This window comes from Pseudomonas peradeniyensis (assembly GCF_014268935.2).
Taxonomy (GTDB): domain Bacteria; phylum Pseudomonadota; class Gammaproteobacteria; order Pseudomonadales; family Pseudomonadaceae; genus Aquipseudomonas; species Aquipseudomonas peradeniyensis.
This window is the reverse complement of record NZ_JABWRJ020000003.1, coordinates 1-19,585: the sequence shown is the minus strand read 5'-3', so window position 1 is coordinate 19,585 and position 19,585 is coordinate 1. Positions and strand designations below refer to the sequence as shown.

General features: G+C 64.8%; 20 protein-coding genes and 1 pseudogene. 10 read left to right on the top strand and 11 right to left on the bottom strand.

The features are described from left to right. Positions 1-31: 31 nt before the first annotated feature. Positions 32-295 (bottom strand): DNA-directed RNA polymerase subunit omega, encoded by a 264-nt coding sequence (gene rpoZ, locus HU751_RS14925; RefSeq protein WP_008091595.1) that lies wholly within the window; start codon positions 293-295, stop codon positions 32-34. 238 nt (positions 296-533) lie between these two features. Next, entirely contained in the window at positions 534-1,409 is an 876-nt protein-coding gene (locus HU751_RS14920) for a LysR family transcriptional regulator (RefSeq protein WP_186712296.1), read from the bottom strand. A 208-nt stretch (positions 1,410-1,617) separates the two neighbouring features. Between HU751_RS14920 and HU751_RS14915 the strand changes: the two genes are divergently transcribed. From HU751_RS14915 to HU751_RS14905, 3 genes are all read left to right on the top strand, one after another. Further along, entirely contained in the window at positions 1,618-3,000 is a 1,383-nt protein-coding gene (locus tag HU751_RS14915; RefSeq protein WP_050707534.1) for a glutamine synthetase family protein, read from the top strand. A 4-nt stretch (positions 3,001-3,004) separates the two neighbouring features. Next, positions 3,005-3,778 (top strand): gamma-glutamyl-gamma-aminobutyrate hydrolase family protein, encoded by a 774-nt coding sequence (locus tag HU751_RS14910; protein WP_186732192.1) that lies wholly within the window; start codon positions 3,005-3,007, stop codon positions 3,776-3,778. Between the two features lie 113 nt (positions 3,779-3,891). After that, complete coding sequence (locus HU751_RS14905; RefSeq protein ID WP_186732193.1) at positions 3,892-5,433, top strand: APC family permease; 1,542 nt, start codon at positions 3,892-3,894, stop codon at positions 5,431-5,433. A 134-nt stretch (positions 5,434-5,567) separates the two neighbouring features. On the opposite strand, the gene gmk is transcribed toward HU751_RS14905, so the two are convergent. Both gmk and HU751_RS14895 read right to left on the bottom strand, forming a co-directional pair. Further along, entirely contained in the window at positions 5,568-6,188 is a 621-nt protein-coding gene (gene gmk, locus HU751_RS14900; RefSeq protein ID WP_028689945.1) for a guanylate kinase, read from the bottom strand. Between the two features lie 13 nt (positions 6,189-6,201). Next, a complete protein-coding gene (locus HU751_RS14895) occupies positions 6,202-7,065 on the bottom strand; it encodes a YicC/YloC family endoribonuclease (RefSeq protein ID WP_186712300.1) in 864 nt (287 codons plus the stop codon). Positions 7,066-7,289: 224 nt separating this feature from the next. On the opposite strand from HU751_RS14895, the gene rph reads away from it, so the two are divergent. Further along, entirely contained in the window at positions 7,290-8,012 is a 723-nt protein-coding gene (gene rph, locus HU751_RS14890; RefSeq protein ID WP_009681991.1) for a ribonuclease PH, read from the top strand. A 24-nt stretch (positions 8,013-8,036) separates the two neighbouring features. Continuing rightward, positions 8,037-8,405 carry a DUF4870 domain-containing protein gene (locus tag HU751_RS14885; protein ID WP_186732194.1) on the top strand — a complete coding sequence of 123 codons (369 nt, stop codon included), beginning with the start codon at positions 8,037-8,039 and terminating at the stop codon, positions 8,403-8,405. 47 nt (positions 8,406-8,452) lie between these two features. Here the strand turns inward: HU751_RS14885 and crc are convergent, their stop codons facing one another. Then, positions 8,453-9,232, bottom strand: coding sequence for a catabolite repression control protein Crc (crc, locus tag HU751_RS14880; protein ID WP_186732195.1), 780 nt, complete (start codon positions 9,230-9,232; stop codon positions 8,453-8,455). An 80-nt stretch (positions 9,233-9,312) separates the two neighbouring features. Between crc and pyrE the strand changes: the two genes are divergently transcribed. Then, positions 9,313-9,954: an orotate phosphoribosyltransferase gene (gene pyrE / locus HU751_RS14875; protein WP_011536401.1), complete on the top strand. Its 642-nt coding sequence runs from the start codon at positions 9,313-9,315 to the stop codon at positions 9,952-9,954. A gap of 149 nt (positions 9,955-10,103) precedes the next feature. Here the strand turns inward: pyrE and argB are convergent, their stop codons facing one another. The 4 genes and pseudogenes from argB to coaBC form a co-directional block, all read right to left on the bottom strand. After that, positions 10,104-11,009, bottom strand: a complete 906-nt coding sequence (argB, locus tag HU751_RS14870; RefSeq protein WP_028689938.1) for an acetylglutamate kinase — start codon at positions 11,007-11,009, stop codon at positions 10,104-10,106. Between the two features lie 30 nt (positions 11,010-11,039). After that, positions 11,040-12,413, bottom strand: a pseudogene (locus HU751_RS14865) (phosphomannomutase/phosphoglucomutase); the annotation flags it as partial. 134 nt (positions 12,414-12,547) lie between these two features. After that, positions 12,548-13,003, bottom strand: coding sequence for a dUTP diphosphatase (gene dut / locus HU751_RS14860; RefSeq protein WP_050707525.1), 456 nt, complete (start codon positions 13,001-13,003; stop codon positions 12,548-12,550). Between the two features lie 5 nt (positions 13,004-13,008). Beyond that, positions 13,009-14,220, bottom strand: a complete 1,212-nt coding sequence (coaBC, locus tag HU751_RS14855) for a bifunctional phosphopantothenoylcysteine decarboxylase/phosphopantothenate--cysteine ligase CoaBC (RefSeq protein WP_050707524.1) — start codon at positions 14,218-14,220, stop codon at positions 13,009-13,011. Positions 14,221-14,347: 127 nt separating this feature from the next. Between coaBC and radC the strand changes: the two genes are divergently transcribed. Beyond that, positions 14,348-15,028, top strand: coding sequence for a RadC family protein (gene radC, locus HU751_RS14850; RefSeq protein WP_186732196.1), 681 nt, complete (start codon positions 14,348-14,350; stop codon positions 15,026-15,028). 69 nt (positions 15,029-15,097) lie between these two features. Here the strand turns inward: radC and HU751_RS14845 are convergent, their stop codons facing one another. Beyond that, positions 15,098-16,687, bottom strand: coding sequence for an ABC transporter substrate-binding protein (locus HU751_RS14845; protein WP_186732197.1), 1,590 nt, complete (start codon positions 16,685-16,687; stop codon positions 15,098-15,100). Positions 16,688-17,058: 371 nt separating this feature from the next. Here HU751_RS14845 and rpmB point away from each other — a divergent pair, with 371 nt between their 5' ends. Next, positions 17,059-17,295 carry a 50S ribosomal protein L28 gene (gene rpmB / locus HU751_RS14840; protein ID WP_003258972.1) on the top strand — a complete coding sequence of 79 codons (237 nt, stop codon included), beginning with the start codon at positions 17,059-17,061 and terminating at the stop codon, positions 17,293-17,295. A 10-nt stretch (positions 17,296-17,305) separates the two neighbouring features. Further along, positions 17,306-17,461: a 50S ribosomal protein L33 gene (gene rpmG / locus HU751_RS14835; RefSeq protein WP_003253507.1), complete on the top strand. Its 156-nt coding sequence runs from the start codon at positions 17,306-17,308 to the stop codon at positions 17,459-17,461. A 95-nt stretch (positions 17,462-17,556) separates the two neighbouring features. On the opposite strand, the gene HU751_RS14830 is transcribed toward rpmG, so the two are convergent. Next, positions 17,557-17,916 carry a cupin domain-containing protein gene (locus HU751_RS14830; protein ID WP_050707521.1) on the bottom strand — a complete coding sequence of 120 codons (360 nt, stop codon included), beginning with the start codon at positions 17,914-17,916 and terminating at the stop codon, positions 17,557-17,559. A 196-nt stretch (positions 17,917-18,112) separates the two neighbouring features. Between HU751_RS14830 and HU751_RS14825 the strand changes: the two genes are divergently transcribed. Then, a partial coding sequence (locus tag HU751_RS14825) for an aldehyde dehydrogenase (protein ID WP_217862544.1) occupies positions 18,113-19,585 on the top strand: 1,473 nt, incomplete at its 3' end.

The window sequence follows — 19,585 nt, the reverse complement described above, 5'->3', positions numbered from 1 at the left end:
CTTGCGCCGCACGGTGTCGACTGGGCATCAATCAGACGGCCTCGTTGTTCTCGTCCTCGAACGCGGCGAATACCGGATCCTCGGTGACGATCTCTTCGGCGGCGATGAACTCTGGAGTGACGATGCCTTCGGCGATTTCACGCAGGGCGACGACGGTCGGCTTGTCGTTTTCCCACGCAACGCGTGGCTCTTTGCCGCCGGTAGCCAGCTGGCGGGCGCGCTTGGTCGAGAGCATGACCAGCTCAAAGCGGTTATCCACGTGTTCCAGGCAGTCTTCAACAGTTACGCGGGCCATGGTCTTCCTCAGTAGCAAATGCGGTAGGCGTGCGCCCAGAATGGGCAGGCGGACTCGATAGTTTAAAAAATCACCAGCCAATAGGGAAGGGCTGTTTTGTCGGGTGCCCTTCCTCCAGTGCTGTTTGAGTCGTTTTCGCGGGCCCTGTGGGAGCGGGCTTGCCCGCGAAGAAGTTCACACCAAGCCTGAGTCGGACGATAACGGTTCCTGTTACCCGAAAACAACCGCCCCTGACGCGTTAACGCAACATTGCGTCGCGCAGGCGCGGGGTCAGCTCCTCGAACAGCGTCTGCACCGAGCGCAGGGCGCGGCAATCGGGTCGGGTCAGCAACCACAACTGCGTGTCACAGCCGGGCAGCGGGCCGCTCAGCGCCTCGACGCCGGGCAGGTCGTGGACCATGTAGTCGGGCAGTGCCGCCACGCCCAGGCCGGTGGTCACCAGTTGCGCGATGGTCGACATGCCGCTGCACTGGTAGCGCGGAATCAGCCCTGGGTGATGCTGGTTGCGCCAGACCACCGTGGCGTGGTCCTGCATGGAGTCGTCAGGGGCGATCCAGGGCACGCTGGCGGCGGACTCCTGCAGGCGCTCGCGCAGCGCCGGCAGGCCGCAGACCACGTAGGAGGTCGAGCCCAGGCAGCGGCCCACGAGGTGTTCCGGCGGCGTGTTGGTCAGGCGCAGGGCGATGTCGGCATCGCGACGGCTGAGGTTGGCAAAGGTGTTGGAGGTGCCCATTTCCAGCGACAGCGCCGGGTAGTTGGGCATGAACTCGGCCAGCGCCGGTAGCAGCAGGCTGTGCAGCACCGCCTCGGTGCAGGTCAGGCGCACGGTGCCGCTGACCACCTGCTCGCCGCTGGTCAGGGCGATGCGCGCCGCGTCCAGCGCCTGTTCGGCGCGCTCGGCCTGCTCGGCCAGGGCCTGGGCGGTGTCGGTGGGCAGGTAGCCCTTGCGGCTCTTGACGAACAGCGCGGTGCCCAGCGCCGACTCCAGTCGGCGGATCGAACGGAAGACCGTGGAAACGTCGACCTTGAGCAGTTCGGCGGCCTTGGCCAGGGAGCGACCGCGCTCCAGCGCCAGGACCAGGGCGAGGTCCGCATGGTTGATCTGATATTGCATCGATGCACGCTCTGCTTGCCGAAATGCCAATGTCTGTTGCGTTGGGGCCATTTTATAGTGAAACGGCCCCCGGGAATCAATGCAGCCGGTCGGCAACCAGCCCCCCACGATGGGCCAGTGAAAAGAACAACAGCAGCACCATCGTCGCCTTTCGAGGCGTCATCCGCAGTTCCCCACATCGCCGCTCCGAATCAAAGGATGTACAGCCATGACGTCGGTCTCCCCGTGCGCCAGTTCTTCCCGCGAGATGAATGAGTTCCTGGATGCCCATCCGGATACCCAGTACGTCGACCTGCTGATCTCCGACATGAACGGGGTGGTGCGCGGCAAGCGCATCGAGCGCGCCAGCCTGCACAAGGTGTACGAGAAGGGCATCAACCTGCCGGCCTCGCTGTTCGCCCTGGACATCAACGGCTCGACCGTCGAAAGCACGGGCCTGGGCCTGGACATCGGCGACGCCGACCGCATCTGTTTCCCGATTCCCGGCACGCTCTGCGACGAGCCCTGGCAGAAGCGTCCGACCGCGCAGTTGCTGATGACCATGCACGAGCTGGACGGCGCGCCGTTCTTCGCCGACCCGCGCGAGGTGCTGCGCCAGGTGGTGAGCCGGTTCGACGACCTGGGCCTGGATATCTGCGCCGCGTTCGAGCTGGAGTTCTACCTGATCGACCAGGACAACCTCAACGGCCGTCCGCAGCCGCCGCGCTCGCCGATTTCGGGCAAGCGCCCGCAGTCGACCCAGGTGTACCTGATCGACGACCTCGACGAGTACGCCGACTGCCTGCAGGACATGCTCGAAGCCGCCAAGGAGCAGGGCCTGCCCGCCGACGCCATCGTCAAGGAAAGCGCTCCGGCGCAGTTCGAGGTCAACCTGCACCACGTCGCCGACCCGCTGAAGGCCTGCGACTACGCGATCCTGCTCAAGCGCTTGATCAAGAACGTCGCCTACGACCATGAGATGGACTCCACCTTCATGGCCAAGCCCTATCCGGGCCAGGCGGGCAACGGCCTGCACGTGCACATCTCGCTGCTGGACAAGAAGACCGGCAAGAACATCTTCGCCCACGACGACCCGCTGCAGAGCGAGACCCTGCGCCACGCCATCGGCGGCGTGCTGGAGACCATGCCGGCGTCGATGGCGTTCCTGTGCCCGAACATCAACTCCTACCGCCGCTTCGGCGCCCAGTTCTACGTGCCCAACGCGCCGAGCTGGGGTCTGGACAACCGCACCGTGGCGGTCCGCGTGCCGACCGACAGCAGCGAGAACGTGCGCATCGAGCACCGCGTGGCCGGTGCCGACGCCAACCCGTACCTGATGCTCGCGGCGATCCTCGCCGGCATCCACCATGGCCTGACCAACAAGGTCGAGCCGGACGCGCCGATCGAGGGCAACTCTTACGAACAGCTGGAACAGAGCCTGCCGAACAACCTGCGCGACGCCCTGCGCGCGCTGGACGACAGCGAAGTCCTCAACCAATACATCAGCCCGGACTACATCGACATCTTCGTGGCCTGCAAGGAGAGCGAGCTGGCCGAGTTCGAAGTGTCGATCTCCGACCTCGAGTACAACTGGTACCTGCACACGGTGTAAGCCCATGAGCGCAATTGCGGTCCCCTTGATCGGTGTCAGCGCCTGCCGCCAGCAGGTGGGGAAGAACTCGTCGCACACGGTGGGCGACAAGTATGTCGAGGCCGCGGGCTTTGCCGGGCTGCCGCTGATCCTGCCGGCGCGTGATGGCGGCAGCGACACCCGGGCGCTGCTGGCCCGGCTCGATGGCATTCTTTTTACCGGTTCGCCTTCAAATGTCGAGCCGCATCATTACAATGGCGCCCCCAGCGCGGAAGGCACCCGGCACGATCTTGCACGTGATCGCCTGACCTTGCCGCTGCTGCAGGCGGCCATTGCCGCCGGTGTGCCGGTGTTGTGCATCTGCCGTGGCTTCCAGGAACTGAACGTGGCCCTTGGCGGCAGCCTGCACCAGCGCGTGCAGGAACTGCCCGGCTACCTGGACCACCGCGAACCTGAGGACGCACCCCTGGAGGTGCAATACGGCCCTCGTCATCCCGTCGCGGTCGCCGCGGGCGGGCTGTTCGAGCGCCTGGGCCTGGCTGCGCAGTTCGAGGTCAACTCGCTGCACAGCCAGGGCATCGACCGCCTGGCCCCGGGCCTGCGTGTCGAGGCACGGGCCCCGGATGGCCTGATCGAAGCGGTGTCGATGCCTGATGCGCCGGGCTTTGTAGTCGGCGTGCAGTGGCACCCTGAATGGCGTTTCGCCGAAAACCCGGTCTCGCTGCGCCTGTTCGAGGCGTTCCGCGAGGCTTGCATTGCCCATGCTGCTCGGGAGGGTGTGCGTCAGGAAACACGCTGACGTTAGCCGAAGGTCCAGGATGACCGTGCCCCCACCACGAGCTTTCAATGAGTGAAAGCGGGCCCTCTACGGCGGGCCTGTGAGAACAATTCCAATAGTTACGGCACAGACTCATGAATGAATACACAGAAGCCGGACGCCCACCCGACGCGGCGTCCGACTCGGGCAACACCCAGCGCAGCAAGGGCCTGGCCAAGGGCCGCCTCGGCCTGCTGGCCAGCGTCGTGCTGGGCATTTCTACCATCGCCCCGGTCTACACCCTGACCGGCGCGCTCGGCCCGACCGTGCGCGAAGTCGGCGCCCACCTGCCGGCGGTGTTCATCGTCGGCTTCCTGCCGATGCTGCTGGTGGCCCTGGGCTACCGCGAGCTGAACTCGGCCGAGCCCGACAGCGGCACCTCCTTCACCTGGTCGGCCCGGGCCTTCGGTCCGATGATCGGCTGGATCGGCGGTTGGGGGCTGGTGGTCGCCACCACCATCGTGCTTTCAAATCTGGCGGGCGTGGCGGTGGACTTCTTCTACCTGTTCCTGGCCCAGATCACCGGCAACCAGGAGCTGGCGGCGCTGGCGGACAACCTGTTGGTCAACGTCACCACCTGTTGTGTGTTCATCGCCCTGGCGGTGTGGATCTGCTGTCGCGGCATGGCCACTACCATGACCGTGCAGTACGGCCTGGTGGCCTTGCAGCTGCTGGTGCTGATCGGCTTCGCCTTCGCCGCCTTCGGCGAGACCACGGCGCCGCCACCGCTGGCATTCGACCTTGCCTGGTTCAACCCGTTCGGCGTCGAGTCGTTCTCGGCGTTCGCCGCGGGCCTGTCGTTGTCGATCTTCATCTTCTGGGGTTGGGATGTGTGCCTGACCGTCAGCGAGGAGTCGATCGGCAGTGAGGAGGTGCCGGGCAAGGCCGCCACCTGGACGGTGTTGCTGATCCTTGGCCTGTACCTGCTCACCGCCATCGCCACCCTGCAGTTCGCCGGGATCAGCGAGGATGGCCTGGGCCTGGGCAACCCGCGCATCCAGGAGAACGTGTTCGCCCACCTGGCCGGCCCGGTCATGGGGCCATTGGCAATCCTGATGTCGATCGCGGTGCTGGCCAGCACCGCGGCCTCGCTGCAGTCGACCTTCGTCTCGCCGGCGCGCACCCTGCTCGCCATGGGTTACTACGGCGCCGTGCCGCAGCGCTTCGCCACGGTCTGCCCGCGTTCGCAGACGCCGCGCTACGCGACCATCTGTGCCGGTATCGCCGCGGGCCTGTTCTACGTGACCATGCGTACCTTGAGCGAGAACGTGCTGGCAGACACCATCACCGCCCTGGGCATGATGATCTGCTTCTATTACTCGCTGACCGCGTTCGCTTGCGTGTGGTACTTCCGCCGCAGCCTGTTCGACAGCGTGCGCCACTTCTTCATGCGCGGCGTCTGCCCGCTGGTGGGTGGGGTGATCCTGTCGGTGATCTTCGTGCGCACGGCGATCGACAGCGCTTCACCGGACTTCGGCAGTGGCTCGCATGTGGGCGGGTTGGGGCTGGTATTCGTGATCGCGGCGATCATCTCGGCACTGGGGATCGTGCTGATGATGCTGTCGCGGTTGCGTGCGCCGGCGTATTTCCTGGGGGCTACCCTGCGTCAGCAAGCGACCATTCAGCTGCAGGACTAACGCTTGGGGGCGCTCTGCGCCCCTTTCGCGGCACAAGGCCGCTCCTACAGGTACAGCGCAGTTTCAGACTCTGCACCGTACCTGTAGGAGCGGCCTTGTGTCGCGATAGGGCCTCGCAGAGGCCCCGGCGGTCTTCAGCCGATCAGCTGCTTGAGCAACTCACCATGCCGCGCCTGCTGTTTCTTCAGCAACAGGCGATTCGAGGCGAACACCGCCTTCAATTCCTCCAGCGCCACGCCGAAGTCGTCATTGATGATGACGTACTCATACTCGTCGTAGTGCACCATCTCGCTGACCGCTTCCTTCATACGCCCGGCGATGATCTCCTCGCTGTCCTGCCCACGGCCATCCAGCCGTTGACGCAGGGCCTCCTGGCTTGGCGGCAGGATGAAGATCGAACGCGCCTCGGGCATCAGCTTGCGCACCTGCTGGGCGCCTTGCCAGTCGATTTCCAGGATCAGGTCGTAGCCCTGGTCGAGGGTTTCCTGCAGGGCGCTGCGCGACGTGCCGTAGAAGTTGCCGAACACTTCGGCGTGCTCGAGGAAGTCGCCTTGGGCGATCAATGCCTTGAATTCCTCATGAACGACGAAGTGGTAGTTCACTCCGTGCTCCTCGCCCGGACGCATGGCGCGGGTGGTGTGGGAGACCGAGACGCGCACGTTGGCGTCGTCCTTGATCAGGGCCGTGACCAGGCTGGTCTTGCCGGCGCCGGACGGCGCCGAAACGATGTAGAGGGTGCCGCTGCTGTGATTCATGGTAGGGGTGGCCTTACTCGATATTCTGTACTTGTTCACGCATCTGTTCGATCAGCACCTTCAGGTTGACCGCCGCCTGCGTGCTGCGCGGGTCGAAGGCCTTGGAACCGAGGGTGTTGGCTTCGCGGTTGAGCTCCTGCATCAGGAAGTCCAGGCGCCGGCCGGCGGCGCCGCCGGACTTGAGCACCCGGCGCACCTCGGTGACGTGGGTGCTGAGGCGATCCAGCTCCTCGGCAACGTCGCTCTTCTGTGCCAGCAGGACCATTTCCTGCTCCAGGCGCTGCGGGTCGAGCTCGGCCTTCATGTCGCCGAAGCGATCGAGGACCTTCTGCCGTTGCGCGGCCAGCATCTGCGGCACCAGTGTGCGCAGGGTGGCGACTTCGCCGGCCATGCTGTCCAGGCGCTCGTTGATCAGCCGGGCCAGTTCGGCGCCTTCGCGCTCACGGCCCGCCTTGAGTTCGGCCAGCGCCTCGTCGAACAGGGCGATGGCTTCGGCGTTGAGCGCCTGCGGATCGCTGGCGTCGGCCACCAGCACGCCTGGCCAGGCCAGCACTTCCAGCGGGTTGAGCGGCGCTGGTTGCTTGATCAGGCCGGCCACGGTCTCGGCGGCGGCAACCAGTTGCGCGGCGCGCTCACGGTCGACCTGCAACGGCTTGCCGGCGTTGTCCTCGCTCAGGCGCAGGGTGCACTCGACCTTGCCGCGGGACAGGCCTTGGCGCAGGCCCTCGCGTACCGCGCCTTCGAGGTCGCGCAGCGCTTCGGGCAGGCGCAGGTGGGGTTCGAGATAGCGGTGGTTGACCGAACGCAGCTCCCAGACCAGGGTGCCTTGGCTGCCAGCGCGCTCGACACGAGCAAAAGCGGTCATGCTATGCACCATGGGGAGTACCTCGCGTATTCAGGTGAACGGGGAGCCTGTCGGCTGCAAGGCGCAGGATTGTAGCGCAGTGCGGCCCGGGCGCCCAATCCACCCATGCTACCGGCCCTCTTCTGGCCTGTCGGAAAAGGCGACAGGCTGCGCGGGTACGACGACAGGCGTGCCTTCGGCGGGCGGCGGGCTCTATAATGCTCGGCAGATTCAAAGTCCCGGTACAGGTATCCCAGATGAAACGTCCAAGTGGTCGCGCCGCCGATCAGCTCCGCTCGATCCGCATTACCCGCAACTACACCAAGCACGCCGAGGGATCGGTACTGGTCGAGTTCGGTGACACCAAGGTCATCTGCACGGTCAGCGTCGAGAATGGTGTTCCCCGCTTCCTCAAAGGTCAGGGCCAAGGCTGGCTCACCGCCGAATACGGCATGCTGCCGCGTTCGACCGGCGAGCGTAACCAGCGTGAGGCCAGCCGCGGCAAGCAAGGCGGCCGCACCCTCGAAATCCAGCGCCTGATTGGCCGTTCCCTGCGCGCCGCGCTGGACATGAGCAAGCTCGGCGACATTACTCTGTACGTCGACTGCGACGTGATCCAGGCCGACGGCGGCACCCGCACCGCCTCGATCACCGGCGCCATGGTCGCCCTGTGCGATGCCCTGGCGGTGATCAAGAAGCGTGGCGGCCTCAAGGGCGGCAACCCGCTCAAGCACATGATCGCCGCGGTGTCGGTGGGCATGTACCAGGGCGAGGCCGTGCTCGACCTCGACTACCTCGAGGACTCCGCCGCCGAGACCGACCTGAACGTGGTCATGACCAGCGCCGGTGGCTTCATCGAAGTGCAGGGCACCGCCGAGGGCGCGCCGTTCCAGCCAGAGGACTTCAACGCCATGCTGGCGCTGGCGCAGAAGGGCATGACCGAGATCTTCGAACTGCAGCAGGCCGCGCTGGCCGACTGACGACACGCCAGGAAGGTGCGCAACATGAGCGATGTGGACTTGTCGATCACCCCACCCAGTGCCGAAGTCCGGCAGTGGGCGATGTTCTGCCACCTGTCCGCGCTGCTGGGCCTGGTGATGCCCCTTGGGCATCTGCTTGGCCCGTTGGTGTTGTGGCACCTCAAGCGCGAGCAGGATCCGTTCATCGATGCCCAGGGCAAGGAAGCGCTGAACTTCCAGATCAGCGTGACCCTCGCCGGGTTCGTCTGCTTCCTGCTGATGTTCGTGTTCATCGGCATCGTGCTGTTCGCCGCGCTGATGGTGGCGGTGCTGATCCTGATCATCCTGGCGGCGGTCAGGGCCAACGAAGGGAAGCCGTATCGCTATCCCTGGATCTGGCGACCAATCAGATAGGCAAAAAAAAGCCGACCCATGGGTCGGCTTTTTTCTGCGCGCCATCCTCAGATGGTCAGCGTCCAATCGTAGTCCACGATCAGCGGCGCATGCTGGGAGAAGCGCGGCTGGCGTGGCAGACGGGCGTGGCGCACGAAGCGGCGCAGGCCTGGGGTGAGGATCTGGTAGTCGAACCGGTAACCCAGGTTGAGCATCTCGGCCTGCTCGTTGTCCGGCCACCAGCTGTACTGGTCGCCTTCGCGGCTGACTTCGCGCAGGGCGTCGACATAACCCATGTCGCCGACGATGGCGTCCATCCAGGCGCGTTCTGGCGGCAGGAAGCCGACCGACTGCTGGCTGTCGCGCCAGTTCTTGATGTCGAGCTTCTGCTGCGCCACGTAGAACGAGCCGCAGTAGATGTATTCGCGACGCTTGCGACGCTGCTTGTCCAGGTACTTGGCGAAGTCGTCCATCAACTTGAACTTCTGGTTCAAGTCTTCGTCGCCGTGCATGCCCGAAGGCAGCAGCAGGCTGGCAATACTGACTTTGTCGAAATCTGCTTGCAGATAACGCCCGTAGCGGTCGGCTGTCTCGAAGCCCAGGCCGGTGATGACTGCCTTGGGCTGCATGCGCGAGTACAGTGCCACGCCACCTTGGGTGGGCACCTCCGCGTCGCAGGCGTAAAGGAAATAGCCATCGAGCTGGAAAGCTGGGTCGTCGAGTTCAAAGGCCGAGGCGCGGGTATCCTGAAGGCAGATGACGTCGGCATTCTGGGCTTGCAGCCAGCTGAGCAATCCACGCTCGGCCGCAGCCTGAATGCCATTTACGTTCACACTGATGATCCGCATAAATGGCCCCAAAAATCTCGTGCGTGTATGATACCCGAGCTCAACACATTTAGCTAAATCCGTGGTGTCCGGGACCTTTCATGCAGCCGTATCAGCGCGACTTCATCCGTTTTGCCATCGATCGCGGCGTTCTGCGCTTCGGTGAGTTCACCCTGAAATCGGGGCGTACCAGCCCGTACTTCTTCAATGCCGGCCTGTTCAACACAGGTTCCGCGCTGGCCCAGCTGGGGCGTTGCTACGCGGCGGCCATCGTCGACAGCAAGATCCCCTTCGACGTGCTGTTCGGCCCGGCCTACAAGGGCATTCCCCTGGCGGCGGCCACTGCCGTGGCCCTGGCCGAACAGCACCAGCTCGACGTGCCGTGGTGCTTCAACCGCAAAGAGGCCAAGGATCACGGTGAGGGCGGCAGCCTGGTCGGCGCCCCGCTGGCCGGTGACGTGCTGATCATCGACGACGTGATCACCGCCGGCACCGCCATCCGCGAGGTCATGCAGATCATCAACGCCCAGCAGGCCAAGGCCGCCGGCGTGCTGATCGCGCTGAACCGCGAAGAGCGCGGCAATGGCGAGCTGTCGGCGATCCAGGAAGTCGAGCGCGACTTCGGTATCCCGGTGGTCAGCATCGTCTCGCTGACCCAGGTGCTGGAATTCCTGGCTGACGATCCGCAGCTCAAGCAGCACCTGCCGGCGGTCGAGGCGTACCGCGCGCAGTACGGGATCTGATTCCGGCTTGTAAATGAAAAAGGGCGACCCGTGAGGTCGCCCTTTTTTGTGCTGTGTTTGCTGGCCTCATCGCGGGGCAAGCCCGCCCCACGTCGGCGTTTGAGGGCCTTGTGGGAGCGGGCTTGCCCCGCGATGGGGTCAGGAGCCGATCAGCGTGGCTTGCGGTTGGTGATCAGGGTGCCCACGCCGCTGTCGGTGAAGATCTCCAGCAGCACGGCATTCGGCACGCGACCGTCGATGATGTGCGAGCTGTTGACGCCGCCCTGGACTGCGTCCAGCGCGCATTTGATCTTCGGCAGCATGCCGCCGTAGATGGTGCCGTCGGCGATCAGCTCGTTGACCTGCTCGGTGGTCAGCCCGGTGAGGACCTCACCCTGCTTGTCCATCAGGCCGGCGATGTTGGTCAGCAGCATCAGCTTCTCGGCCTTCAGCGCCTCGGCCACCTTGCCGGCCACCAGGTCGGCGTTGATGTTGTAGGACTCGCCGTTGGCGCCCACGCCGATCGGTGCGATCACCGGAATGAAGTCACCCTTGACCAGCATGTTCAGCAGGTCGGTGTTGACGCTCACGACCTCGCCGACATGGCCGATGTCGATGATTTCCGGGGTAGTCATCTCCGGGGTCTGGCGGGTGACGGTCAGCTTCTTGGCGCGGATCAGCTCCGCGTCCTTGCCGGTCAGGCCGATGGCGCTGCCACCGTGGCGGTTGATCAGGTTGACGATGTCCTTGTTGACCTGGCCGCCCAGGACCATCTCCACCACGTCCATGGTCGCCGCGTCAGTGACGCGCATGCCGTCGATGAAGTGGCTGTCGATCGACAGGCGCTTGAGCAGGTCGCCGATCTGCGGCCCGCCACCGTGCACCACCACCGGGTTGATGCCCACGGCCTTCATCAGCACGATGTCACGGGCGAAGCCGGTCTTGAGCTCCTCGCTCTCCATCGCGTTGCCGCCGTACTTGATCACCAGGGTCTTGCCGACGAAGCGGCGGATGTAAGGCAGTGCTTCGGACAAAACCTCGGCTACATGGGAAGCGGCATCGCGATCGAGGGTCATGCAGGGCTCCAGGTAAGGAACGTAAAGTCGTCAGAACGGCAGTTGCAGGCCGGGTTGGACCCGCAGCAACTGCGTGCGGAATACAGCCTTGATTCGGTCGAGCTCTGCCGCGCTGTCGGCCTCGAAGCGCAGCACCAGCACCGGCGTGGTGTTGGAGGCGCGGACCAGGCCCCAGCCGTGGGGATAGTCGACCCGCACACCGTCGATGGTGGTCAGGTTGGCTTCGCCCCAGTCGGCGTCGCGTTGCAGTGCATCAATGATGCTGAATTTACCCTCGTCGGTCACATCAATGTTGATTTCCGGCGTGGAAATATCATTGGGGAACGCGGCGAACAGGCTTTCGGCGTCCTGCCCGGCCTTGCTGAGGATCTCCAGCAGGCGTGCGGCGCTGTAGATGCCGTCGTCGAAACCGTACCAGCGTTCCTTGATGAAGATGTGTCCGCTCATCTCGCCGGCCAGCAGCGAGCCGGTCTGCTTCATCTTCTTCTTGATCAGCGAGTGGCCGGTCTTCCACATCAGCGCACGGCCACCGTGCTGCTCGATCAGCGGGGTCAGGCGGCGGGTGCACTTGACGTCGAAGATGATCTCGGCGCCCGGGTTGCGCGACAGCACGTCCTGGGCGAACAGCATCAGCAGGCGGTCGGGGTAGACGATGCTGCCGGTGTTGGTCACCACGCCGACGCGGTCGCCGTCGCCGTCGAAGGCCAGGCCGATGTCGGCACCGGTCTCCTTCACCTTGGCGATCAGGTCTTCCAGGTTCTCGGGCTTGCCCGGGTCCGGGTGATGGTTGGGGAAGTTGCCGTCGACCTCGCAGAACAGCGGGATGACGTCGCAGCCCAGGGCCTCGATCAATTGCGGGGCGACCACGCCGGCGGCGCCGTTGCCGCAGTCGACCACCACCTTCAGGCGCTTGGCCAGCTTCACGTCGGCGGTGATCTGCTGGAAGTAGCGGTCGAGGATCTCGACCTTTTCCACACGGCCTTCGCCGCGGGTGAGGTCGTTGGTCTTCAGGCGCGTCAGCAAGGCCTGGATCTGTTCGTTGGCCAGGGTGTCACCGGCGATGACGATCTTGAAACCGTTGTAGTCCGACGGGTTGTGGCTGCCGGTGAGCATCACTCCCGACTTGCCGGCCAGCACGTTGGCGGCGTAGTACAGCGCCGGGGTCGGCACCAGGCCGACATCGCTGACTTGGCAGCCGGCGTCAGCCAGGCCTTTGATCAGTTGCTCGACCAGCATCGGGCCGGACAGGCGGCCATCGCGGCCGACCGAGATCTGTGGCTCGCCCTGGGCTAGGGTCTGGGCGCCGATGGCGCGACCGATCCAGTAGGCGGTCTCGGCATGCAGGGTCTTGCCGACCACGCCGCGGATGTCATAGGCGCGGAAGATGCTGTCGGGCAGTGCGGGGACCAGCTGGGCCATGTCGTTCATCTCTGGGGACTCCATAAGTCAAAGGCTTCTGGGCAAGCGCAAACTGAACGCTTGGACGGCGGTTTCGCCAGAGAGTTCGCCATCCATGGCCCGAGCGGTCTGCTGTCGGCTCAGCGGGTGCCGGAGTGACCGAAGCCGCCGGCACCGCGCTGGGTTTCGTCGAACTGCTCGACGATGTCGAAGTGCGCCTGCACCACCGGCACCAGGATCAGCTGGGCGATGCGCTCGCCGACGGTGATGGTGAACGGCGTGTTGCCGCGGTTCCAGCAGGAGACCATCAGCTCGCCCTGGTAGTCCGAGTCGATCAGGCCGACCAGGTTGCCCAGCACGATGCCGTGCTTATGGCCCAGGCCCGAGCGCGGCAGGATCATGGCCGCCAGGCCCGGGTCGCCGATGTATACCGACAGGCCGGTGGGAATCAGCAGGGTCTGGCCCGGCTCGAGGACGGTGTCCTCCTTGAGCAGGGCGCGCAGGTCCAGGCCGGCGGAGCCGGGGGTGGCGTACTGCGGCAGGGGGAATTCGGTGCCCAGGCGTGGGTCGAGGATCTTGGCTTGAAGAGCGTGCATGTAACTTATTGAACCTGGTTGAGCCGTTCGGCGATGAAGGCAACCAGCTGGCGGGCGATCTTGCCCTTGCTGGTCTGCGCGAAGAGGGTCTGGTGCTGCTGGCGGTCGATCACGGTCAGGGCGTTCTCCTCGCTGTTGAAGCCGATGCTGGGATTGGCCACATCATTGGCGACGATCAGGTCGAGGTTCTTGTCCTTGAGCTTGCGCGTGGCGTAGTCGAGCAGGTGCTCGGTTTCGGCGGCGAAGCCCACGCTGAACGGGCGATCAGGCCGGCCGGCAATGGTCGCAAGGATATCGGGATTGCGCACCATCTGCAGCAGCATGCCGTCGCCTGTGGTGGGATCCTTCTTGAGCTTCTGTGGGGCGACGACTTCCGGGCGGTAGTCCGCGACCGCAGCCGAGGCGATGAACAGGTCGCAGGGCATGGCCGCCTCGCAGGCCGCGAGCATGTCCCGCGCGCTGACCACGTCGATGCGGCTGACCCGGTCGGGCGTCTGCAGGTGCACGGGGCCGGTGACGAGGGTCACCCGGGCCCCGGCTTCGGCGGCGGCCTCGGCCAGGGCGAAGCCCATCTTCCCTGAACTATGGTTGGTGATATAGCGCACCGGGTCGATGTTCTCTTGGGTCGGACCGGCGGTGATCAGCACGTGCTTGCCGGTCAGGGCCTGGCGCTTGAAGCTCTCGGCGGCGCACCAGGCCAGGTCCGTGGCCTCGAGCATGCGGCCCAGGCCGACGTCGCCACAGGCCTGGCTGCCGGAGGCCGGGCCGAACACCTGGATGCCGCGACTTTTGAGCAGCTCGAGGTTGGCCTGGGTGGCCGGGTCGCGCCACATGGCCTGGTTCATCGCCGGGGCGACGGCCACGGTTGCATCGGTGGCCAGCACCAGGGTGGTCAGCAGGTCGTCGGCCATGCCCTGGGCCATGCGCGCCATCAGGTCGGCGGTGGCCGGGGCGATCAGCACCAGGTCGGCCCACTTGGCCAGCTCGATATGGCCCATGGCTGCTTCGGCGGCGGGGTCGAGCAGGTCCATGTGCACCGGGTGGCCGGACAGCGCCTGCAGCGTGAGCGGGGTGATGAACTCGGCGCCACCACGGGTCATGACCACGCGCACCTGCGCGCCGTGTTCCAGGAGTCGGCGAATCAGCTCGGCACTCTTGTAGGCGGCGATGCCGCCACCCACGCCGAGAACGATGCGCTTGCGATACAACCGCTGCATAGGCCTTGCCTTATTCCAGTGAAAGCGGGTGGCGACGATGGCTGCCTGCGGCAGATCGTCGCATTTTCGAAGCGAACTAGATTAACACAGCGCCCAAATGGGCCGTAGTGGCAGGCGAGGAGGGGAGATGAACATCAGGGAGTGGCCGGCTGAGGAGCGGCCGAGGGAAAAGCTGTTGCAGCGCGGAGCGTCGATCCTTTCGGACGCAGAATTGCTGGCCGTGCTGCTGGGCTCGGGGGTTGCCGGGCGCAATGTGCTCGATCTCGCCCGTGGCCTGCTGGCGAAGTTCGGTGGGCTTCGCCAGTTTCTCGAGGCGGACCGGACCAAGGTGCTGCGCGAGCCAGGCCTGGGGCCGGTGCGGTATGCGCAGTTGCAGGCATTGCTGGAGATCGGCAGGCGCTATCTGGACGAACACATCGAGCGTGCGTCGGTCCTGGAGAGCCCGGCCTCGGTGAGGCGTTATCTCAAGTCCATGCTGCGGCACGAGTGCAGCGAGGTGTTCGGATGCCTGTTTCTGGACACCAAGCACCGACCGTTGGCGTTCGAGATTCTGTTCCGCGGCACCATCGACCGCGCGAGCATCTATCCCCGCGAGGTCGTGCGCCGATCATTGCTGCACAACGCGGCGGCACTGATCCTCTGCCACAACCATCCGTCGGGCAATTGCGAGCCGAGCCAGGATGACGTGCATCTGACGCTGATGCTCAAACGCTCGCTGGCGCTGATCGATGTGCGGGTGATGGACCATGTCATCGTCGGCGATGGCGAGCCGTTGTCGATGCTCGAGCATGGGTGGTTGGCAGGTTAGTCGTGGGCAAGCCCGCTCCCACAGGGTATGCGTAGTCCCTGTGGGAGCGGGCTTGCCCGCGAAGAGGCCTCAACGGCTGACGGCGATCTTGCTGAAATCCTGCCGCCCGAACGGGCTCACCTGATAACCCTCGACCCCTTTGTGCAGCAGCGCCGCCGCCGTCGGATGGGCCAGTGGCAGCCACAGCGCCTGCTGCTGGATCAGCGTCTGCGCCTGCTGGTACAGGCGGCTGCGCACGCTCTGGTCGTTGGTGGTGCGCCCGGCATTGATCAACTGGTCCAGGCGGCTGTCGCAGAAGCGCGCGAAGTTGGTCCCGGACTTGACCGCCGCGCAGGCAAACTGTGGGCTGAGGAAGTTGTCCGGGTCACCGTTGTCGCCGGCCCAGCCCATGAACAGCAGGTCGTGCTCGCCGGCCTTGGCGCGGCGGATCAGCTCGCCCCATTCGATGGTGCGGATCTCGGCCTTGATGCCGACCTTGGCCAGGTCCGCCTGGAGCATCTGCGCGCCGAGGCTGGGGTTGGGATTGAGCAGGCTGCCCGCCGGTCGGGTCCAGATCGTGGTTTCGAAGCCCTTGGCCAGGCCGGCCTTGGCCAGCAGCGCCTTGGCCTTCTTCTGGTCCAGGGCATAGCCGGGCAGGTCCTTGGCGTAGCTCCAGGTGTTCGGCGGATAAGGGCCGTTGGCGGCGGTGGCGGTGTCTTCGAACACCGCCTTCAGGTAGGCGGCCTTGTCGAAGGCCAGGTTGATCGCCTGGCGCACCTCGGGTTTGTCCAGCGGCGGGTGCTGGCTGTTGATGGCGACGAAGGCGGTCATGAACGCCGGTGTGGTCACCACTTTCAGGTTGCCGTCCTTGCCGGCCTCGGCGATGTCCAGTGGCTTGGGCGACAGGGCCACCTGGCACTCGCCGCGCTTGAGCTTCTGCAGGCGCACGTTGGCGTCCGGGGTGATGGCGTAGATCAGCGGGTCGACGGACGGCTTGCCGGCGAAGTAGTCGGGGTTGGCGCGGTAGCGCACCACGGCGTCCTTCTGGAAGCGCTGGAAGACGAACGGCCCGGTACCCACCGGCTGGCTGTTGAGCTTGTCCGGGGTGCCGGCCTTGAGCAGCTTGTCGGCGTACTCGGCGGAGTAGATCGAGGCGAAGCCCATGCTCAGGGTGGCCAGGAAGGTGGCGTCGGCGTGGGTCAGGGTGAAGCGCACGGTGTGCGGATCGGGTGCGTCGATCACCTTGATCAGGCTGCCCAGCTGCAGCGACTGGGCGTGCGGGTAGCCGCCCGGGGCGGTCTTGTGCCAGGCGTGGGCCGGGTAGAGCATGCGCTGGAAGCTGAACAGCACGTCGTCGGCGTCCAGCTCGCGGCTCGGCTTGAAGTACGGCGTGGTGTGGAACTGTACGCCCTGGCGCAGCTTGAAGTCGTAGATCAGGCCATCTGCCGACACCGTCCAGCTTTCGGCCAGGCTCGGCACCACCTTGCCTAGGCCGGCGTCGAACTCGACCAGGCGGTTCATCAGCACATCGGCCGAAGCATTGGTGGTGGTAAGCGAGTTGTACTGCACCACGTCGAAGCCCTCCGGGCTGGCTTCGGTGCACACCGACAGCGGTGCAGCCTGGGCCAGGCCGGCGGCGCACAGGGTGGTGAACAGGAGGGATAGGGCGGCGGCGCGCATGGTGACTCCTTGGCTGGTCGGTGGCCCATCTGCCGGTGCAGTCTGGAAAATTCAGGAAATGTCCTACCCTAGTGCGGACATGGGCAAATGACCACACCCTTTCGCATTAATTCGGCGACGGGCGGTCGACAGCTTCCCGCCCCAGTCGTTATGCTGCCCGGGCGCGCTCGGCCCGACCGGAATACTCATCTTCTGTTGTTGTGGCAGAGTCTTTCTGGTATAAAGCAGCGCTCTTTTCTAGGGGCTCGGCCTGTCGCGTCAGCGGATACGGTCGATAAGACCTCCAGAATCACGGCGCCTGGCGCCAAAGACTGAGAGATTAAGCGGCCAACCCATGCCGGGTTGGGCATGTGGTTTTAGAGGGCTGAGTCATGTCGAGAGTCTGTCAAGTTACTGGTAAGGGTCCAGTAACCGGGAACAACATTTCCCACGCAAACAACAAAACCCGTCGTCGTTTCCTGCCGAACCTGCAGCACCACCGTTTCTGGGTTGAATCCGAGAAGCGTTTCGTGCGTCTGCGCGTATCCGCCAAAGGCATGCGCGTCATTGACAAGCGTGGTATCGACGTAGTGCTGGCCGAGCTGCGTGCTCGCGGCGAAAAGTTCTAAGGAGAACGTCATGCGTGAATTGATCCGTCTGGTTTCGAGTGCCGGCACCGGCCACTTCTACACCACCGACAAGAACAAGCGCACCACTCCGGACAAGATCGAGATCAAGAAATACGATCCGGTCGTCCGCAAGCACGTGGTGTACAAGGAAGCCAAGATCAAGTAATTGATCGGCGACCTGAAAAAACCCGCTACCGAAAGGTGGCGGGTTTTTTTATGCCTGCGAATCGGCAATCGCGGGGCAAGCCCGCTCCCACAAGGTTACTTCTGCTCGAACAGCACATAGATCTTGCGGCAGGGCTCCAGCACTTCCCAGGTGCCCTTGAAGCCGGCCGGGATGACGAACCGATCACCGGCACGCAGGGTCTTGGCGTTGCCTTCCTGGTCGCGCAGCACCGACACGCCCTGGACGATCTCGCAGTACTCGTGTTCGGTATAGCTCACCGTCCACTGGCCCACCTCGCCCTCCCAGACGCCGGCGGCGAACTGGCCGCAAGGGCTGGAATAGTGGTTGTAGACAGCCTGGTCAGGCTCGCCCTTGAGGATTTTCTCCGCCGCCGGGCGGTAGCGTTCGGCCTCGGTGAGAACCTGGGCAAAGTCGACGATACTGGCGATGCTCATGGTGATTACCCTGTTGTTGTTTAATAAAATGCACATCAGTAGGCGTTTAGGCCATTCGTGTCAAATATATTGATAGTTTGTCCGCCCTGGTTTAGGGTGTCGGATGCCGGTGTGCGTTTGTCGCCCGGCCAGAATTTCTGACAGCGCCCGTGAGTCCTCAGTGCGGCGTTGCACCTTAACAAGAGAGGAGTTTCCTATGACCACCCTGACTCGAGCGGACTGGGAACAGCGTGCCCAGCAACTGAAGATCGAAGGCCGCGCCTTCATCAACGGCGAATACACCGATGCCGCATCCGGTGAAACCTTCGACTGCCTGAGCCCGGTGGACGGACGCTTCCTGGCCAAGGTCGCCAGCTGCGACCTGGCCGACGCCAACCGCGCCGTCGACAACGCCCGCGCCGTGTTCGAATCCGGCGTCTGGTCGCGCCTGGCCCCGGCCAAGCGCAAGGCCAAGCTGATCCGCTTCGCCGACCTGCTGCGCAAGCACGTCGAGGAACTGGCCCTGCTCGAAACCCTCGACATGGGCAAGCCGATCGGTGACTCCTCCTCCATCGACATTCCGGGTGCGGCCCAGGCCATCCACTGGACTGCCGAAGCCATCGACAAAGTCTACGACGAAGTCGCCCCGACCCCGCACGATCAGTTGGGCCTGGTGACCCGCGAGCCAGTAGGCGTGGTCGGTGCCATCGTACCGTGGAACTTCCCGCTGCTGATGGCCTGCTGGAAGCTGGGCCCAGCCCTGGCCACCGGTAACTCCATCGTCCTGAAACCGTCGGAAAAGTCGCCGCTGACCGCCATCCGCATCGCCCAGCTGGCCATCGAGGCCGGTATCCCGGCGGGCGTGCTGAACGTGCTGCCAGGCTACGGTCACACCGTGGGCAAGGCCCTGGCCCTGCACATGGACGTCGACACCCTGGTGTTCACCGGCTCCACCAAGATCGCCAAGCAGCTGATGGTCTACGCGGGCGAGTCGAACATGAAGCGCGTCTGGCTGGAAGCCGGCGGCAAGAGCCCGAACATCGTCTTCGCCGACGCCCCTGACCTGCAGGCCGCCGCCGAGGCCGCCGCCAGCGCCATCGCCTTCAACCAGGGCGAGGTCTGCACCGCGGGTTCGCGCCTGCTGGTCGAGCGTTCGATCAAGGACAAGTTCCTGCCCATGGTGGTCGAGGCCCTCAAGGCCTGGAAGCCGGGCAACCCGCTGGATCCGGCGACCACCGTCGGCGCGCTGGTCGACACCCAGCAGATGAACACCGTGCTGTCGTACATCGACGCCGGTCACCAGGACGGCGCCAAGCTGCTGGCCGGTGGCAAGCGCATCCTCGAAGAGACCGGTGGCACCTATGTCGAGCCGACCATCTTCGACGGCGTGACCAACGCCATGAAGATCGCCAAGGAAGAGATCTTCGGCCCGGTGCTGTCGGTGATCACCTTCGACACCGCCGAGGAAGCCATCGCCATCGCCAACGACACGCCGTATGGCCTGGCCGCCGGCATCTGGACCGCGGACATCTCCAAGGCCCACAAGACTGCCCGCGCCGTGCGCGCCGGCAGCGTCTGGGTCAACCAGTACGACGGCGGCGACATGACCGCGCCGTTCGGTGGTTTCAAGCAATCGGGCAACGGCCGTGACAAGTCGCTGCACGCCCTGGAGAAGTACACCGAGCTGAAG

Coding starts and splice junctions, on each gene's coding strand:
- HU751_RS14885 (WP_186732194.1), top strand. CDS start 8,037: ATGAGCGATGTGGACTTGTCGATCACCCCACCCAGTGCCGAAGTCCGG.
- HU751_RS14830 (WP_050707521.1), bottom strand. CDS start 17,916: ATGAGCATCGCCAGTATCGTCGACTTTGCCCAGGTTCTCACCGAGGCC.
- HU751_RS14845 (WP_186732197.1), bottom strand. CDS start 16,687: ATGCGCGCCGCCGCCCTATCCCTCCTGTTCACCACCCTGTGCGCCGCC.
- HU751_RS14915 (WP_050707534.1), top strand. CDS start 1,618: ATGACGTCGGTCTCCCCGTGCGCCAGTTCTTCCCGCGAGATGAATGAG.
- gmk (WP_028689945.1), bottom strand. CDS start 6,188: ATGAATCACAGCAGCGGCACCCTCTACATCGTTTCGGCGCCGTCCGGC.
- HU751_RS14920 (WP_186712296.1), bottom strand. CDS start 1,409: ATGCAATATCAGATCAACCATGCGGACCTCGCCCTGGTCCTGGCGCTG.
- rpoZ (WP_008091595.1), bottom strand. CDS start 295: ATGGCCCGCGTAACTGTTGAAGACTGCCTGGAACACGTGGATAACCGC.
- HU751_RS14910 (WP_186732192.1), top strand. CDS start 3,005: ATGAGCGCAATTGCGGTCCCCTTGATCGGTGTCAGCGCCTGCCGCCAG.
- HU751_RS14905 (WP_186732193.1), top strand. CDS start 3,892: ATGAATGAATACACAGAAGCCGGACGCCCACCCGACGCGGCGTCCGAC.
- rph (WP_009681991.1), top strand. CDS start 7,290: ATGAAACGTCCAAGTGGTCGCGCCGCCGATCAGCTCCGCTCGATCCGC.
- argB (WP_028689938.1), bottom strand. CDS start 11,009: ATGACCCTCGATCGCGATGCCGCTTCCCATGTAGCCGAGGTTTTGTCC.
- rpmB (WP_003258972.1), top strand. CDS start 17,059: ATGTCGAGAGTCTGTCAAGTTACTGGTAAGGGTCCAGTAACCGGGAAC.
- dut (WP_050707525.1), bottom strand. CDS start 13,003: ATGCACGCTCTTCAAGCCAAGATCCTCGACCCACGCCTGGGCACCGAA.
- HU751_RS14895 (WP_186712300.1), bottom strand. CDS start 7,065: ATGGTGCATAGCATGACCGCTTTTGCTCGTGTCGAGCGCGCTGGCAGC.
- rpmG (WP_003253507.1), top strand. CDS start 17,306: ATGCGTGAATTGATCCGTCTGGTTTCGAGTGCCGGCACCGGCCACTTC.
- pyrE (WP_011536401.1), top strand. CDS start 9,313: ATGCAGCCGTATCAGCGCGACTTCATCCGTTTTGCCATCGATCGCGGC.
- crc (WP_186732195.1), bottom strand. CDS start 9,232: ATGCGGATCATCAGTGTGAACGTAAATGGCATTCAGGCTGCGGCCGAG.
- coaBC (WP_050707524.1), bottom strand. CDS start 14,220: ATGCAGCGGTTGTATCGCAAGCGCATCGTTCTCGGCGTGGGTGGCGGC.
- radC (WP_186732196.1), top strand. CDS start 14,348: ATGAACATCAGGGAGTGGCCGGCTGAGGAGCGGCCGAGGGAAAAGCTG.